Raw genomic sequence first — 14,305 nt, 5'->3', positions numbered from 1 at the left:
ACACCCTTATCTATCTATTTTTATACACTCAACTGTTATATCTGTCTCTTTCAAAAGTTCATCTGCTAAATCATCGTTATAATATTCTTCAAAAACAATTCTTTTAATCCCTGCATTTATAATCATCTTTGTACAAATAGAACAAGGCTTGGCATTTGTATAAATAGTCGCACCCTTTATTGAAACCCCGTGATAAGCAGCTTGTATAATTGCATTTTGTTCTGCATGCAATCCTCTACAAAGCTCATGTCTTTGACCAGAGGGAACATTTAACTTTTGTCTTAAACAACCAGTTTCACTACAATGAGTAATCCCTCTTGGCACGCCATTATAACCTGTAGCCAAAATTTGCCTATCTTTCACAATAACTGCCCCTACCTGCCTTCTCAAGCAGGTAGATCTACTTTTAACAACATTTACAATTTCTAAAAAATACCTATCCCAATCAGGTCTCAATACAATACACCTTTGTATAATGGATATTTATTACATAATTTAATAACTTTTTCTTTTACTGTATTTATAACACTTTCATTGTTTATATTATATAACACTTCAGCAATATAATTTCCTATATCTTCCATCGCATCCTCTTTCATACCTCGAGTAGTTACAGCTGGTGTACCAATTCTAATACCACTTGTGATAAACGGACTTCTTGTCTCAAAAGGGATAGTGTTTTTATTTACTGTTATATTAGCTTTCCCAAGTGATTCTTCTGCATCTTTACCTGTAATATCTTTGTCAGTTAAATCAACAAGCATCAAATGATTATCTGTTCCGTTAGACACGAGTCTAAAACCTTTATCTTTAAGAGTGTCGGCCAAAGCTTTTGCATTTTTCACAATTTGCTTCTGATACTCTTTAAATTCGTCAGTCATTGCCTCTTTTAAAGCTACTGCCTTAGCGGCAATAACATGCATTAATGGGCCACCCTGTGTCCCAGGGAAAATCATAGAGTTAACTTTTTTTGCATACTCCTCTTTACAAAGGATTAAGCCACCTCTTGGTCCCCTCAATGTTTTATGAGTGGTTGTTGTCACAAAATCTGCATAAGGAACAGGGTTTGGATGAACCCCCGCAGCAACAAGCCCCGCAATATGAGCCATATCCACCATCACATAAGCTCCAACTTTATCTGCAATCTCCCTGAATTTAGCAAAATCTATAACTCTCGGATATGCGCTTGCTCCAACAACAATCATCTTTGGTTTGTGCTCTAATGCCAGTCTTTCCACTTCATCAAAATCTATAGTTTCAGTATCCTTATTTACACCATAAGGTACAACATTAAAAAATTTACCAGAAAAATTTACTGGGCTACCGTGTGTTAAGTGCCCTCCATGAGATAAATTCATCCCCAAGATTGTATCACCTGGTTGCAAAACTGAAAAATAGACAGCCATATTTGCCTGACTTCCAGAGTGTGGTTGCACATTAGCATGCTCTGCACCAAACAGCTCTTTTGCCCTATCTATAGCAAGCTGCTCAGCAATATCCACAAACTCACAGCCACCATAATACCTTTTACCTGGATACCCTTCTGCATATTTATTTGTCATTATTGAACCTTGTGCCTCTAACACTGCTTTTGAAACAAAGTTTTCACTAGCAATCAACTCTATATGAGTCTCCTGCCTATTTAACTCTTTCATCAAAGCATCATACACTTGTGGATCGATATTTTTTACTGCTTCATATAGACTCATTTATCCCCCCTAAGATATTCTTCCCAAAATATTTTTGCCAATTCATCTATTTTATTAATTCTTCTTTCATGCCTTCCACCCTCAAACTCTGTAGAAAGCCATGTATCTACGATATCTTTTGCTAACTCTACACCTATGATTCTGCCACCCATGGCAAGCAAATTTGAATTGTTATGAAGTCTACTCATCTTAGCTGTGAAAGAATCCCAACATAGTGCAGCCCTTATACCAGGAAATCTATTAGCAGTAATAGATATCCCTATCCCTGTTCCACACATAATAATCCCTTTTTCCACATCACCATTTATAATAGCCTTTACCACTTTAAAAGCAAAATCAGGATAATCTACAGATGATTCACTTTCTGTTCCAAAGTCAATGGCTTCGAACCCCTTAGATTCAAGATAATTTTTGATTTCTTCTTTTAGTCTAAACCCACCATGATCAGAACCCAATGCTATTTTTTTATCTGGCATTTATTTCCTCGTTTTATTTTTGATGAGCTATTATTCTTTAATTTAAAAAAACAAATATGTCAATTTGTTTAAAAATTCCTAGGGATATCTAACATCCTTTTTATAGATTTTAAAGCTTTTTCCCTGATTACCTCATCAACTGTAATAACATACTGTTCTTTTATTAAAGCATCATATATTTTTTTAAGAGTTGTCTTTTTCATATTTTTACACTGAAAACCTTTATAGGCAAAAATAAATTCTTTATCAGGATTCTCTTTTTTCAATCTATAACCTACCCCTTCTTCAGTTCCAATTATAAAACGCTTGTTGTCACTTTCCTTTACATATTTATAAACACCTGAGGTTGAACACACATGATCTGCAAGATCAACTACCTCTGGAGGACATTCTGGATGAGCAACAAAAATAGCATCAGGGTATTTTTCTTTAAGTTCAAGAATCTCCTTTTTTGTTACCCTGTTGTGAATAGGGCAGTAACCTTCCCATAGAATAATTTCTTTATCTACAAACCTTGAAACATAATGTCCCAAATTCTTATCAGGTACAAAAATAACCTTATCAGTGTCAAGAGATTTTACCACATTAACAGCGTTAGCTGAAGTACAACAGATGTCACTTTCAGCTTTAACTTCTGCAGAAGAATTTACATAGCATACAACTGGGACTCCAGGATATTTCTTCTTCATCTCCCTTAGCCCTTCAGCAGTTACCATATCAGCCATTGGACACCCAGCATCAATCTCAGGAAGCAAAACTTTTTTATCTGGCGAAAGGATATATGCAGTCTCAGCCATAAAATGAACACCGCAAAAAACAATAGTTTTGTTTTTTACTTTAGATGCTTCAATACTCAAACCAAGCGAATCTCCAGTAAAATCTGCAATCTCCTGGATATCATCAATTTGATAATTATGTGCCAACAAAACAGCATCTTTTTCTTTTAGCAATCTTCTTATCTCTTTTTTAATATCCATTTTTACCCCTCAAATACTTTAAAAATTTTTTTATACCTTTTAACCTTGTATGTATTCTCATCTATTTCAAAAAACAGTGCATTAAATACCAATTTCCCTTTATTTTCAACATCAAATTTATGTGGTATCCCTGTTAAAAATCGTTTAATTGGGGCATCCTTATTCATTCCTATCACTGAATCAAGAGAACCACACATCCCAACATCTGTCATAAAAAGGGTACCTTCTGGCAATATTCTATCATCATTTGTTTGAACATGTGTATGAGTACCTACAACAACACTTGCCCTACCGTCAACATAAAACCCAAATGCTGCTTTTTCACTGGTAGCTTCTGCATGGAAATCTACTATAACTACAGTATCTTTAACCTTTCGATATATCTCATCAAATTTCCTAAAGGGGCAATCAATAGGATTCATAAATACTCTTCCAAGTAAATTAATTACTGTTACTTCTGTAACACCTATTGATAAAGTGATATAACCATTGCCAGGGACATCTTCTGGATAATTTGCAGGTCTAATAAGATACTCCATATTATCAAGTTGATTTGCTGTTTCTTTCTTGTCCCAAATATGATTTCCACTCGTTATTACGTCAGCACCTTTGCTTCTTAACTCTTTATAGATTTTTTCATTTATTCCAAAACCGCCAGCAGAGTTTTCACCATTAACAATGACTAAATCCAAACCATATTCATATTTTACATCATCAATAGAGCGGGAAAATACTTTTCTACCCGCTCTACCAATAATATCGCCTACAAATAATATATTCATTTCATTTATTTCGCATATTCTACAGCTCTTGATTCTCTAATAACAACAACTTTTATCATACCAGGATATGTCAGCTCTTCCTCAATCTTCTTACTAATTTCTCTAGACAATGTTACAATTTCAGCGTCATCAATTCTATCAGGCTCCACAATAATTCTTACTTCTCTACCTGCCTGTATTGCAAAACTTTTTTGAACACCCTCAAAAGATGAAGCAATTTCTTCTAATTTTTCTAACCTTTTAATGTAAGATTCCAAAACCTCTCTTCTAGCTCCTGGTCTTGAAGCTGAAATTGCATCTGCAGCCTGAATCAAAACAGATTCAACAAACTTAAACTCCTCTTCTCCATGATGGGATAATATTGCATTTAACACCATAGGGTGTTCATTATATTTTTTTGCAATTTCAACACCAATCTCAGTATGGGAACCTTCACTCTCCTGATCTATAGCTTTTCCTATATCATGAAGTAAACCTGCTCTTTTTGCCAACTTTTCATCCAAACCAAGTTCAGCAGCCATAATACCAGCAATTTTAGCCACTTCAATAGAGTGTGCCAGTACATTCTGTCCATAACTTGTTCTATATTTTAACCTACCAATCAGTTTTAATAGATCAGGGTGTATGTTGTGCAGTCCAAGATTAAAAGCAGTTTCTTCACCAACTTCTAAAATGTATTTTTCAAGCTCTGCTTTACTCTTCTCATAAGCCTCTTCAATTCTTGCAGGATGAATCCTTCCGTCAGAAATGAGTTTTTCCAATGTTAGCTTAGCAATTTCTCTTCTAAATGGATCATAAGATGATAAAATAACGGCCTCTGGAGTATCATCCACAATAATATCAACTCCTGTAATGCTTTCAAAAGTTCTAATATTTCTACCCTCTCTACCAATAATCCTACCTTTCATCTCATCACTAGGGAGATTAACAACAGATACTGCCACCTCACCCACATATTCTGGAGCACACCTTTGAATAGCTGTCGCAATTATACTTTGAGCTTTCTTTTCAGCTAAATGCTTGGTTTCCTCTTCCAATTCTTTCAAAGTTCTTGCAGCTTCTTTTTTAGCCTCAGTAACCATTTCATTAATCAACATCTCTTTCGCTTCTTCTCTAGTCATACCGGCAACTTTCTCAACTTCACTTAATAATTTAACCTTTAACTGTTCGACCTCTTCCATCTGACTCTTCAAATTATTAAGCTTCTCTTCAAGCTCTTGTTCTCTTTTAGAAATAAGTTCTTCTTTTTTATCCACTAATTCTAACTTTTTATCGATATTTTCTTCTTTAGAGATTAAACGCTTTTCTTGAAGTTGAAGCTCTTTTCTCTTCTCCTTAACTTCTTTTTCAAGCTCTTGTTTCCCTTTAAAAATAATATCTTTTGCTTCCAGTTTTGCTTCTTTAACTATTTCATCAGCTTCCCTTTTTGCTCTGTTAATTATTTCATCAGCTGTTTTATTCAGCCTTATGTTTTCACTTTCATTTTTCTTTTTCTGGATAATTATACCTAATAAAAGTCCTACAATTAAACCAACAACAGCTAGTAAAATATACAACCAAATCATCAATAACCTCCTATTTCTCTTTTTTCAGTTAATACAGCATCAAGCTTTACGTCATGTTTTTCAACAGGTAATTTTTCAATAACCTGAAAGTCATAAGCAAAACCAACACAAACCTTTTTCTGAATCTTTTTTAAAAATCTGTCATAATAACCTTTTCCAAAACCTAACCTGTAACATTCAATATCAAAAACTACACCTGGTGCCACCACAACATCAAAATAATCCTCGCTTGTAACCTTAATAGGTTCTAAAACTCCAAACCTATTTTTTTTCATACTTTCAAAATCTTCAAAATAACCAGCCAATATTTCATCATTTACCAATATTGGTAAAAAAACCTCTTTCCCCATGTTCTTAAGATGAGTAATTAGCTCAATTGTTCTTACCTCATTATCAAAACTAACATACAAAAAATACCTATCAAAACCACCATATCTTGATAAAAAATTATCTGTAATAACCTTACTTGTTTTTTCTACAAAGTTTCTATCAAGATTTTTGCGTTTCTCTTTAAATTGCTGCCTAAGCATATTCTTATTCATAATGCTCTTTGCCCCATAACTTAACAAGCCTATCGTAAAGTTTAGACTCAAACCCGCTTTTAGATGGTTTATAAAAAACTTTTTTCTCAGGCATATATTGTTGCTCTACAAATTCGCCATAATCAAAAGGGTACTTATAATTTTCACTATCACTTCTTAAATGTTTTGGTGGTAATGGGTTATTGTTTTTTAAATAATTTTTACAACTTTTAAGTGCCATATACGAGCAATTACTTTTTGGAACAGAAGCAAGATAGGTTACCACTTGGGCAAGTATTATTTCCCCTTCTGGCAACCCTACTTTTTCAAAAGCTTCATACCCGGCATTCACTATGCTCAGTGCATTAGGCATTGCATTACCAATATCTTCAGAAGCAGAAATGAGCAATCTTCTGAATATTATTTTAGGATCAACACCACTTTTTAATAACTTCAAAGCCCACATAAGTGCAGCATCAGGGTCACTCCCCCTAATACTTTTAATCATAGCTGACAACAAATGATAATACTCATCTGTTGAAAAAGTAATTTCAAAAGGTAGCAATGTGATATCTTCATGATTTAAGTACAGCTTATTATCAACTTTCTTTGAAATTTTTGCTAAAGACTCCATCATAATATAAAACTTTCTTACATCACCATTTGCATTTTGAATCAGCAAATCAACAACATTATCATCATATACAATATCACTAACTTCAAACTCTTCCTTTAGCCAGTTTTCAACCCTTTTAAATAATTTTTCAAAATCACTTCTTCTCGGCTGATTAAGCTCAAATAATATACTTCTTGATCTAAGCGGTGGGATTAAACTATAATAAGGGTTTTCTGTAGAAGCACCTACAAGTTTTACATAACCTTCATCAATAATATTCAATAATAAATTTTGTTGAGACTTGTTAAAATGATGAATTTCATCGATAAAAATAATTGACGTTTTACCATACCCTTTTGTTTCTTCTACAATTTTTCTAATATCACTAGAACTACAATTAGCAGCATGCAAACGGTAAAAAATCATAGAATGCTGCTTACCAATTAACTTAGCAATTGTAGTTTTTCCACAGCCAGGGGGGCCTATGAGTATTATAGATTGAAAGTCGCAACTTAAAACAATATTCCTAAACAGAGCATTACTGCTTAATAAATGTTCTTGACCAACGATCTCATCAAATGTTTTAGGTTCTAAAGCCTCTAATATTTTCATCTTATATACATCTTATATACATAAAAAAAGCCCCCGCGAGTGCCGACCGTGTAGTCCATTTGCAGCCCTGGCTAACCAGGTTGAGGGAATCACGGCTGCTTTAGGCTTCCCACTCAAAGGTGGGCCTGCTCACCACAGCCAGTATCATCCCTCTTATAAGAGGTGTTGGCTCCAAATTTCCTACACTGAATCGAACACCGCAGGGGCTATTCTTTAAACACCCTCTACGATATCTAACTTTTTTTCTAACTCATCAACTTTATTTTCTAAAAAATTCAACTCTCTTTTTGCTTTTAAATACTCAGTTGCAATATCAAAAGCTGCCATAATAGCTACTTTAGAAGTAGTCAACACTCTGTAAGTATCCTCTATTTCTTTCATTCTATCTTCAACCATTTTAGCAGCTTCTTGCAAAAAAACCTCATCAAATTCTGATCTTACTCTATATTTATTCCCATAAATTGATACTTCTAAAACTTTCAAAACGCCACACCTCTTAAATCCTGCTTAGCAGGTTCTCAATTTTAGCTGCTATCAACTCTCTTTCCTCTTCATACTCCTTAACTTTTAATTCTAAATTTTCTTTTTCTTTCTTTAACTGCTCGTTTTCTTCCAACAAGTTATTATATTTTTCAAGCAGTAAATCTATTTTTCTTTCTAGTTCTTCTATCTTTTCTCTTGTCTCAACCATAGAAATAAATTACAATAAGACAAACCCAATGTCAATCACAAGTTATATTACAGTATCATCCCATTTCTATACAAATTTATATTATATCTTATGTAATACAGCACCTCTTTTCAAATATCTATTTCACATTGACATTGCGTATACCATCAGGTTTCCAGGCTGGAGAAATGGTAAGGGCACCTTTTCTTCTACATTTTAAAATAGATGCATAAGAGATAGAAAAACTACCATATTTCTTATTTATTTTATCCATCGCACGATAAAGCTTACTTTTCCTTTCATCTTCAAATATATTTTGCAAACAAACAGCATCATGAACCAACTTACCAAGAGATACCCCCACCAATCTGACCCCTTTTGAAATATCAAAATCTTCAATTATTTTTTTGGCAAAATCGTAAATATGATGTGTGGCTGAAGTAAAAAAAGGTAATGTATAACTTTTTCCAAAAGATTTCATATCTGTATCTCTAATCACCACAAATAACCTTTTCCCAGAGACTCTGTTTTGCCTTGCTCTTTCCGAAACCATTTCACACAACTGAAGTAAATATGGTGATAACTCATCCATATTAAATATATCCATCGGTAAAGTCATACTATGTCCAATGGATTTAACAGGCTCTTCATTTGTATTTACCCCTTCAAAATATTCACCATTTGCCATAGCATAAAGCTTATACCCATTTTTCCCAAACATCTCTACAAGACTATCAACTCCAAAATCCCTTAAATCCTTCGTAGAAAAAATTCCTAAATTTTCAAACCTTTTTGCAAGTCTTCTACCTACCCCCCAAATCTTAGAAATGGGAAAACTATCTATAAAATCTTTATTTTTCTCCCTTGGAACATAACAGAAACCATCTGGTTTATTTATTCCACTTGCCATTTTCGCAATAAGTTTATTAGAACCGACCCCTATAGAGCAGGTAATCCCAAATTTGCTCTTTATAAAACTTTTGATCATAAAAGCCACATCTTCAGGGGGCAAATTAACAGAAGAAAGATCCAGAAAGGCTTCATCCACAGAATACATCTCAACATCAGAAGTAATAGTAAGCAAAAAATTGTATATCTGCTTTGACACATAAGTATATTTGCGATTGTTTCCTACCACTAAAACTATACGAGGACACAACCTCATAGCCTCAAACTTACTCATACCTGTCTTAACACCATACTTTCTAGCCTCATAAGAGGCTGTAGTCACCACAGTGCGCTCTTTGGCACCTATCACAGCAACAGGCTTTCCTCTTAAAAGTGGATTTGATGCTTGCTCCACAGAAGCAAAAAATGCATCCATATCTATACACATTATCATAAAAATCCCCTTGATTTTTACTGACAATCAGATTATAAACAAACAAATGTTTGCTTTCAAGGGAAATTTAAACAAATACAGGTTGCTACACAGAAAAAATCATCAAATTTTCCAGATTGCTTCACTAACGCTCGCAATGACCACAAAATTTGTCATTGCGAAGCAACAAAAGTTGCTGAAGCAATCTCATAAATTATTAAATTTTATCAATTTAGATAATTGTGCAACAGCTTCAAGTAAATCATAAAAAGAAAAAAGAGGTAGCTATGCTTACGAAAAAACAAGAACAAATGCTCAATTTTCTTATAAGTTTTAAAAACAGATACGGTTATTACCCAACCATAAGAGAAATTTGTACACATTTAAAACTATCATCCACCGCATCAGCAAAAAAAATGCTCGATAGGCTGGAAGAAAAAGGGGTAATAAGAAGAGGGCATGGAAAGGCAAGATTAATAGAAATAGTCAATCACACCCACAAAAAAGGTATCCCTGTTTTAGGAAAAGTTGCAGCAGGATATCCAATTCTTTCTGAAGAAAATATTCTTACTTACATCAACTTAGAAAAATTTTTAGACACAGATAAATATTTCTTTTTAAAAGTTACAGGCGACAGTATGATCGAAAAGAAAATTTTTGACGAAGATTTAGTCTTAGTAGAACTCACCAAAGAGCTTAAAAATGGTGATATCGGCGTTTTTAGATTAAATGGAGAAGTAACAGTTAAAACTTATTATTATAATAGAAACTCAATCATACTGAAACCTGAAAACCCTTTTTATGAAAATATAATAGTGGAAGAGACCGACGATTTCGAAATAATTGGTAAAGTAGTTTTTATAATGCGAAATATTTAATAGAAAATTTAATTTTTTATGATCTTAACTTCTGGTTCTAATAAAATGTTAAATTTTTTATAAACCTCGTTTTGCACAAACTCTATCAAGTCCAAAATATCTTTTGCTTTGGCATTACCAAGATTTACTATGAAATTTGCATGTTTTTCAGATACCATCGCTCCACCTATCCTATACCCTTTTAGTCCACACTCTTCAATAAGTCTTCCTGCATAATCCCCTTTTGGCCTTTTAAAAACTGAACCGCAGGATGGATACTCTAAAGGTTGTTTACTATCTCTTTTTTTCAATATTTCATCTACTTTAGACTTAAGATATTTTTTATCACCATACATTTTCTTAAATTTTGCAAACAAAACAATTCTATTTTTCAACCCTTCTGCTATACGATAACCAAACTTGCAATCAGCATTTGATAAATTTATTATCTTCTTTCTAGGCATATCATAGGCAACACATTCCGTTAAAACATCCTTTATTTCAGTATTAAAAGCTCCAGCATTCATATTTACAGCACCACCAACAGAGCCAGGTATCCCAGCAAGCTCTTCAAAACCAGAAACCCCTCTTTCAACAGAAAACTCAACCAACTCAGAAAGCTTAACACCAGCTCCAACCAAAATATAATCATCTTTTTCTATCATCCATCTATTCAGTAACCCAGTGTAAATCACAACTCCATTAAAACCTTCATCCATAAACAACACATTAGAACCAGCTCCCAACAAAACATAATTCATAGAAAGTCTTTCAGCAAAATTGATAGCAACCCCAACATCATCATTATTGATAACTTTAATAAAATATTTTGCCTTTCCACCAACTCTATAGGATGTATAATTTGCAAGAATCTCATCTTTTAATATTATCATTTGTCAATACGAGTCCCTTTTAAAGCATTTTTGCATTCACAGTCATTTTTGACTATATTTATAAAATCAGGTATCTTTTGTATCACTTTCTTAATATTTTCATTATTTTTTTTCATAGTATCAATAACTTCATCCACAGTTAATTTAGTTTTACTAATACCAGCGGCATAATTTGTCACAATACTCATATTTGCATAGCAAATTTCCAACTCTCTTGCCAATGGTGCTTCTGGAAAAAGGGTCATACCCACGATATCAGCATCAATCTGTTTATAAAATTTTATTTCTGCAGCAGTTTCAAGTCTTGGACCATTTGTGCAAATGTAAGTTCCAACATCAAAAAACCTTAAATTTTGTGCCATACAACTTTTAATAAGAATATTTCTTAAATTAGTGCAAAATGGATTTGTAAAGTCGATGTGGTATTTCTCTTCCAGCTCATCATAAAAAGTGGAATTTCTACTATATGTCATATCTATCGCATTATCTGGAATAACAATATCTGCAGGTTTTAATAACTTATTTATCCCACCAACTGCAGTAAAAGAAAATATATGTTTTACACCAAGTTCATAAAAACCATAGATATTGGCTCTGTAATTTACATTATGTGGTAAAATCTTGTGATTTTTACCGTGCCTATTTAAAAAGTAAAACTTACAATCTTTATAATCAAATACTTTATAGCTATCAGATGGGCTACCAAATCTATTATCCAGTTTTATTTCTTCAATAAATTCAAGTCCATCGATTTCATACAATCCACTCCCACCAATTATCCCTATTTTCATTTCAACCTCCAGACCGATTAATTTACACTTTAGGTTTTGGTAAATTCCAATTTTTAAAAATCGATATAAGTCTTATAGAAAAGACAACTATTACAGCCAAAGTTACACTAAAAGTTTCACTCAGCCCCATCTTATGAGCAAGAATATAGAAAAATCCACCCACTATGCAAGCAGAAGCATATATCTCTCTTTGAAGCACTAGTGGCACCTCTTGTTGTAAAACATCCCTTATCATTCCACCAAAGGTACCTGTCATTACACCTAAAAATACCGAGCCTATCATCCCAATATTATATTCCATCCCGATCGATGTGCCAATTACAGTAAATATTCCAAGCCCTAAAGCATCCATAATAAGCAAAAATTTAAATCTTCTCTCTATTAATCTATGAAAATAAAAAGTCATCAGTGATATCAATATAGAAATAATCAAATAATTATAATCTCTAAAAATAAAAGGCGGAATTCTTCCCACAACAATATCTCTTAAAGTACCGCCACCAACAGCGGTTACTACTCCAAGAAAAGTTATTCCATACAAATCCATCTTCTTTCTAACACCTGCAACAGCACCACTTGCTGCAAAAGCGGCAGTACCTACAAGATCAAATAGATAGATAAACTTTGGTAACATTATGCTTTTTCTAATCGCAAAATTTTCTTTGCCTGAGAGGCAATATGCTCGTCATGTGTAACCATCAAAATGGTTATCCCTTGCTCATTCAATCTTTTAAACTCATCAATAACAATTTTACTATTTTCTTTATCTAAATTCCCTGTGGGCTCATCAGCAAATATTATCAGTGGATCATTTATCAAAGCTCTTGCTATGGCAACTCTTTGTTGTTCTCCACCTGATAGCTCATTTGGGAAATGATTTAATCTATTAATTAAACCCATTTTCTCCAATATAGCTTTTGCCTTATTAAAAGCTTCATCTTTTTTACCAGTTATCATAGCAGGCAAAGCTACATTCTCTATTGCGGTAAAATCGTCCAAAAGATAATGAAATTGAAAAACAAACCCAAAATACTGATTTCTAATATTATCAAGCTCTTTTTCATCTTTATATATATTTTCACCATTTAATAAAACAAACCCGTTATCAGGTTTTTCTAAACCACCAAGGATATGCAAAAGTGTAGATTTCCCAGCTCCAGAAGGGCCTACAATTGCTATAAAATCACCTTTATCCACTTCAAAGTTAAAATTATCCAAGACCTTTATAAAATAATCACCTTTTTTAAAGGTTTTAGATAGATTTTTGGCTTCTAACAACATTATTCATTCCTCAACAGTTCTACAGGATCAAGTTTTGCTGCTTGTTTTGCAGGATATATGGAAGAAAAATAAGTAATTATCACAGCACAAATAGATACAATAATAAACACCTCTGGCATAATCTTTACTGGTATTCTATCCATATAATAGATATCCTCTGGTAAGCTGATGATTTTATACTTTTCCAATATAAAACAGATTAGATAGCCAAGGATATCACCAATTATTGTTCCAACAATACCAATAAATAACCCCTGCTTCACAAATATTTTTCTTATCAATTTCTGATTAGCTCCAAAAGATCTCAAAATTGCTATATCCTTTCTTTTGTCTTTTACCGTCATCGTAATAAGGCTTATAATATTAAACGATGCCACAACCACTATCAATGTAAGTATGACAAACATAGCAGCTTTTTCCAGTTTTAATGCACTAAAAAGATTCCTATTCATACTGAGCCAATCCCTAGCCCAATAAGGGAATCCAAGCTTTGCTTGAATGTTTACTGCTATTTCACCGCTTTTATTAAAATCAATAGTCTTTACAGATAGTCCAGAAACCCCTTCCCTTTTTATTTTAAAAAAATTTTTTAACACATTTAAATCTACAAAGATTAATGAATTATTGTATTCATACATACCTGTATCAAAAATAGCTCCTACTCTAAAATGTTTCATTATTGGAGTAAATCCAAAAGGCCCTTTCTTCCCAAAAGGGGAAATCAAAACGACATCGTCACCGACAACAACACCCAAAGTATTTGCAAGCTCCTTTCCAATGGCAATATAAGGTTTTGTAGAGTTATCACTTAAAGATTTTAAATCCCCCTGTTTTATAAATTTACCCAGATTTGTGGCCTTTACTTCCAATTCGGGTATTATCCCTTTTACAGCAACTCCATTAACCACATCCTTGGTGCTAACCAAAACCTGACTCATGATAAATGGAGCAACAGCTACCACTCCATCAACTTTTTCGACCTTTTTTGAAATTTTTTTCCAATTTTCAATCGGAGTTCCATCTAATTTATTTATTACTATATGAGAATTTGCTCCAACTATTTTCTCTTTTAAATTTTCTGAAAACCCAGTTAAAACGCTCGTTACTACAATCAAAGTAGCAACACCAAGAACAATACCAACAATGGAGATAAAAGAAATAAATGATAAAACTTTTGATGATTTCTTCGATTTTAAATATCTAAAGGCTATAAACCCATCTATTTTAGCCACAT

Annotated in this window: 17 protein-coding genes and 1 other RNA gene; 1 reads left to right on the top strand and 17 read right to left on the bottom strand. The window is 33.1% G+C overall.

Translation table 11 applies throughout. The annotated features are described in order from the left end of the window. Window positions 1-6: 6 nt before the first annotated feature. The 12 genes from DEFDS_RS02435 to dinB all read right to left on the bottom strand — a co-directional run bounded on the left by DEFDS_RS02435 (window position 7) and on the right by dinB (window position 9,270). The gene (locus DEFDS_RS02435; protein WP_013007228.1) at window positions 7-456 is read right to left on the bottom strand and encodes a deoxycytidylate deaminase; all 450 of its coding nucleotides are present in this window, start codon (window positions 454-456) and stop codon (window positions 7-9) included. Further along, window positions 453-1,709, bottom strand: coding sequence for a serine hydroxymethyltransferase (gene glyA / locus DEFDS_RS02430; protein ID WP_013007227.1), 1,257 nt, complete (start codon window positions 1,707-1,709; stop codon window positions 453-455). Before glyA ends, DEFDS_RS02435 begins: the two co-directional genes overlap by 4 nt. Next, window positions 1,706-2,185 carry a ribose 5-phosphate isomerase B gene (rpiB, locus tag DEFDS_RS02425; protein WP_013007226.1) on the bottom strand — a complete coding sequence of 160 codons (480 nt, stop codon included), beginning with the start codon at window positions 2,183-2,185 and terminating at the stop codon, window positions 1,706-1,708. Before rpiB ends, glyA begins: the two co-directional genes overlap by 4 nt. 68 nt (window positions 2,186-2,253) lie before the next feature. Continuing rightward, window positions 2,254-3,162, bottom strand: a complete 909-nt coding sequence (nadA, locus tag DEFDS_RS02420; RefSeq protein ID WP_013007225.1) for a quinolinate synthase NadA — start codon at window positions 3,160-3,162, stop codon at window positions 2,254-2,256. Between the two features lie 2 nt (window positions 3,163-3,164). Next, complete coding sequence (locus DEFDS_RS02415) at window positions 3,165-3,944, bottom strand: TIGR00282 family metallophosphoesterase (RefSeq protein WP_013007224.1); 780 nt, start codon at window positions 3,942-3,944, stop codon at window positions 3,165-3,167. 5 nt (window positions 3,945-3,949) lie between these two features. Further along, window positions 3,950-5,509, bottom strand: coding sequence for a ribonuclease Y (gene rny, locus DEFDS_RS02410; RefSeq protein ID WP_013007223.1), 1,560 nt, complete (start codon window positions 5,507-5,509; stop codon window positions 3,950-3,952). Next, entirely contained in the window at window positions 5,509-6,051 is a 543-nt protein-coding gene (locus DEFDS_RS02405) for a 5-formyltetrahydrofolate cyclo-ligase (protein WP_013007222.1), read from the bottom strand. The genes rny and DEFDS_RS02405 overlap by 1 nt, the downstream gene beginning before the upstream one ends. Further along, the gene (locus tag DEFDS_RS02400; protein ID WP_013007221.1) at window positions 6,044-7,258 is read right to left on the bottom strand and encodes an AAA family ATPase; all 1,215 of its coding nucleotides are present in this window, start codon (window positions 7,256-7,258) and stop codon (window positions 6,044-6,046) included. Before DEFDS_RS02400 ends, DEFDS_RS02405 begins: the two co-directional genes overlap by 8 nt. 26 nt (window positions 7,259-7,284) lie before the next feature. Then, window positions 7,285-7,467, bottom strand: a non-coding RNA gene (ssrS, locus tag DEFDS_RS12830) — 6S RNA. A 4-nt stretch (window positions 7,468-7,471) separates the two neighbouring features. Beyond that, a complete protein-coding gene (locus tag DEFDS_RS02395) occupies window positions 7,472-7,741 on the bottom strand; it encodes a cell division protein ZapA (RefSeq protein ID WP_013007220.1) in 270 nt (89 codons plus the stop codon). Between the two features lie 13 nt (window positions 7,742-7,754). Next, window positions 7,755-7,949: a hypothetical protein gene (locus tag DEFDS_RS02390; protein WP_041223567.1), complete on the bottom strand. Its 195-nt coding sequence runs from the start codon at window positions 7,947-7,949 to the stop codon at window positions 7,755-7,757. A 118-nt stretch (window positions 7,950-8,067) separates the two neighbouring features. Continuing rightward, window positions 8,068-9,270, bottom strand: a complete 1,203-nt coding sequence (dinB, locus tag DEFDS_RS02385; protein WP_013007219.1) for a DNA polymerase IV — start codon at window positions 9,268-9,270, stop codon at window positions 8,068-8,070. Window positions 9,271-9,536: 266 nt separating this feature from the next. Here dinB and lexA point away from each other — a divergent pair, with 266 nt between their 5' ends. After that, entirely contained in the window at window positions 9,537-10,127 is a 591-nt protein-coding gene (gene lexA, locus DEFDS_RS02380) for a transcriptional repressor LexA (protein WP_013007218.1), read from the top strand. 8 nt (window positions 10,128-10,135) lie between these two features. On the opposite strand, the gene murB is transcribed toward lexA, so the two are convergent. The 5 genes from murB to DEFDS_RS02355 are packed head-to-tail and all read right to left on the bottom strand — an operon-like array spanning window position 10,136 to window position 14,303. Then, window positions 10,136-10,999, bottom strand: a complete 864-nt coding sequence (gene murB, locus DEFDS_RS02375) for a UDP-N-acetylmuramate dehydrogenase (protein WP_013007217.1) — start codon at window positions 10,997-10,999, stop codon at window positions 10,136-10,138. Then, window positions 10,996-11,790 carry an S-methyl-5'-thioadenosine phosphorylase gene (gene mtnP, locus DEFDS_RS02370; RefSeq protein ID WP_013007216.1) on the bottom strand — a complete coding sequence of 265 codons (795 nt, stop codon included), beginning with the start codon at window positions 11,788-11,790 and terminating at the stop codon, window positions 10,996-10,998. Before mtnP ends, murB begins: the two co-directional genes overlap by 4 nt. Before the next feature lie 22 nt (window positions 11,791-11,812). Beyond that, complete coding sequence (locus DEFDS_RS02365; RefSeq protein ID WP_013007215.1) at window positions 11,813-12,424, bottom strand: trimeric intracellular cation channel family protein; 612 nt, start codon at window positions 12,422-12,424, stop codon at window positions 11,813-11,815. After that, window positions 12,424-13,071: an ABC transporter ATP-binding protein gene (locus tag DEFDS_RS02360; RefSeq protein WP_013007214.1), complete on the bottom strand. Its 648-nt coding sequence runs from the start codon at window positions 13,069-13,071 to the stop codon at window positions 12,424-12,426. Before DEFDS_RS02360 ends, DEFDS_RS02365 begins: the two co-directional genes overlap by 1 nt. After that, on the bottom strand, window positions 13,071-14,303 hold the full coding sequence (locus DEFDS_RS02355) for a lipoprotein-releasing ABC transporter permease subunit (protein ID WP_013007213.1): 1,233 nt from the start codon (window positions 14,301-14,303) through the stop codon (window positions 13,071-13,073). Before DEFDS_RS02355 ends, DEFDS_RS02360 begins: the two co-directional genes overlap by 1 nt. Window positions 14,304-14,305 lie beyond the last annotated feature (2 nt).

The sequence above is a fragment of the Deferribacter desulfuricans SSM1 genome (assembly GCF_000010985.1).
GTDB lineage: Bacteria > Chrysiogenota > Deferribacteres > Deferribacterales > Deferribacteraceae > Deferribacter > Deferribacter desulfuricans.
This window is presented reverse-complemented; position numbering and strand designations above follow the sequence as displayed.

Bases quoted from the DNA above. Each gene is read 5' to 3' on its own strand.
- DEFDS_RS02390 (WP_041223567.1), bottom strand. From the start codon at position 7,949: ATGGTTGAGACAAGAGAAAAGATAGAAGAACTAGAAAGAAAAATAGAT.
- murB (WP_013007217.1), bottom strand. From the start codon at position 10,999: ATGATAATATTAAAAGATGAGATTCTTGCAAATTATACATCCTATAGA.
- DEFDS_RS02360 (WP_013007214.1), bottom strand. From the start codon at position 13,071: ATGTTGTTAGAAGCCAAAAATCTATCTAAAACCTTTAAAAAAGGTGAT.
- DEFDS_RS02400 (WP_013007221.1), bottom strand. From the start codon at position 7,258: ATGAAAATATTAGAGGCTTTAGAACCTAAAACATTTGATGAGATCGTT.
- nadA (WP_013007225.1), bottom strand. From the start codon at position 3,162: ATGGATATTAAAAAAGAGATAAGAAGATTGCTAAAAGAAAAAGATGCT.
- dinB (WP_013007219.1), bottom strand. From the start codon at position 9,270: ATGATAATGTGTATAGATATGGATGCATTTTTTGCTTCTGTGGAGCAA.
- mtnP (WP_013007216.1), bottom strand. From the start codon at position 11,790: ATGAAAATAGGGATAATTGGTGGGAGTGGATTGTATGAAATCGATGGA.
- glyA (WP_013007227.1), bottom strand. From the start codon at position 1,709: ATGAGTCTATATGAAGCAGTAAAAAATATCGATCCACAAGTGTATGAT.
- rny (WP_013007223.1), bottom strand. From the start codon at position 5,509: ATGATTTGGTTGTATATTTTACTAGCTGTTGTTGGTTTAATTGTAGGA.
- DEFDS_RS02405 (WP_013007222.1), bottom strand. From the start codon at position 6,051: ATGAATAAGAATATGCTTAGGCAGCAATTTAAAGAGAAACGCAAAAAT.
- lexA (WP_013007218.1), top strand. From the start codon at position 9,537: ATGCTTACGAAAAAACAAGAACAAATGCTCAATTTTCTTATAAGTTTT.
- DEFDS_RS02415 (WP_013007224.1), bottom strand. From the start codon at position 3,944: ATGAATATATTATTTGTAGGCGATATTATTGGTAGAGCGGGTAGAAAA.
- DEFDS_RS02365 (WP_013007215.1), bottom strand. From the start codon at position 12,424: ATGTTACCAAAGTTTATCTATCTATTTGATCTTGTAGGTACTGCCGCT.
- rpiB (WP_013007226.1), bottom strand. From the start codon at position 2,185: ATGCCAGATAAAAAAATAGCATTGGGTTCTGATCATGGTGGGTTTAGA.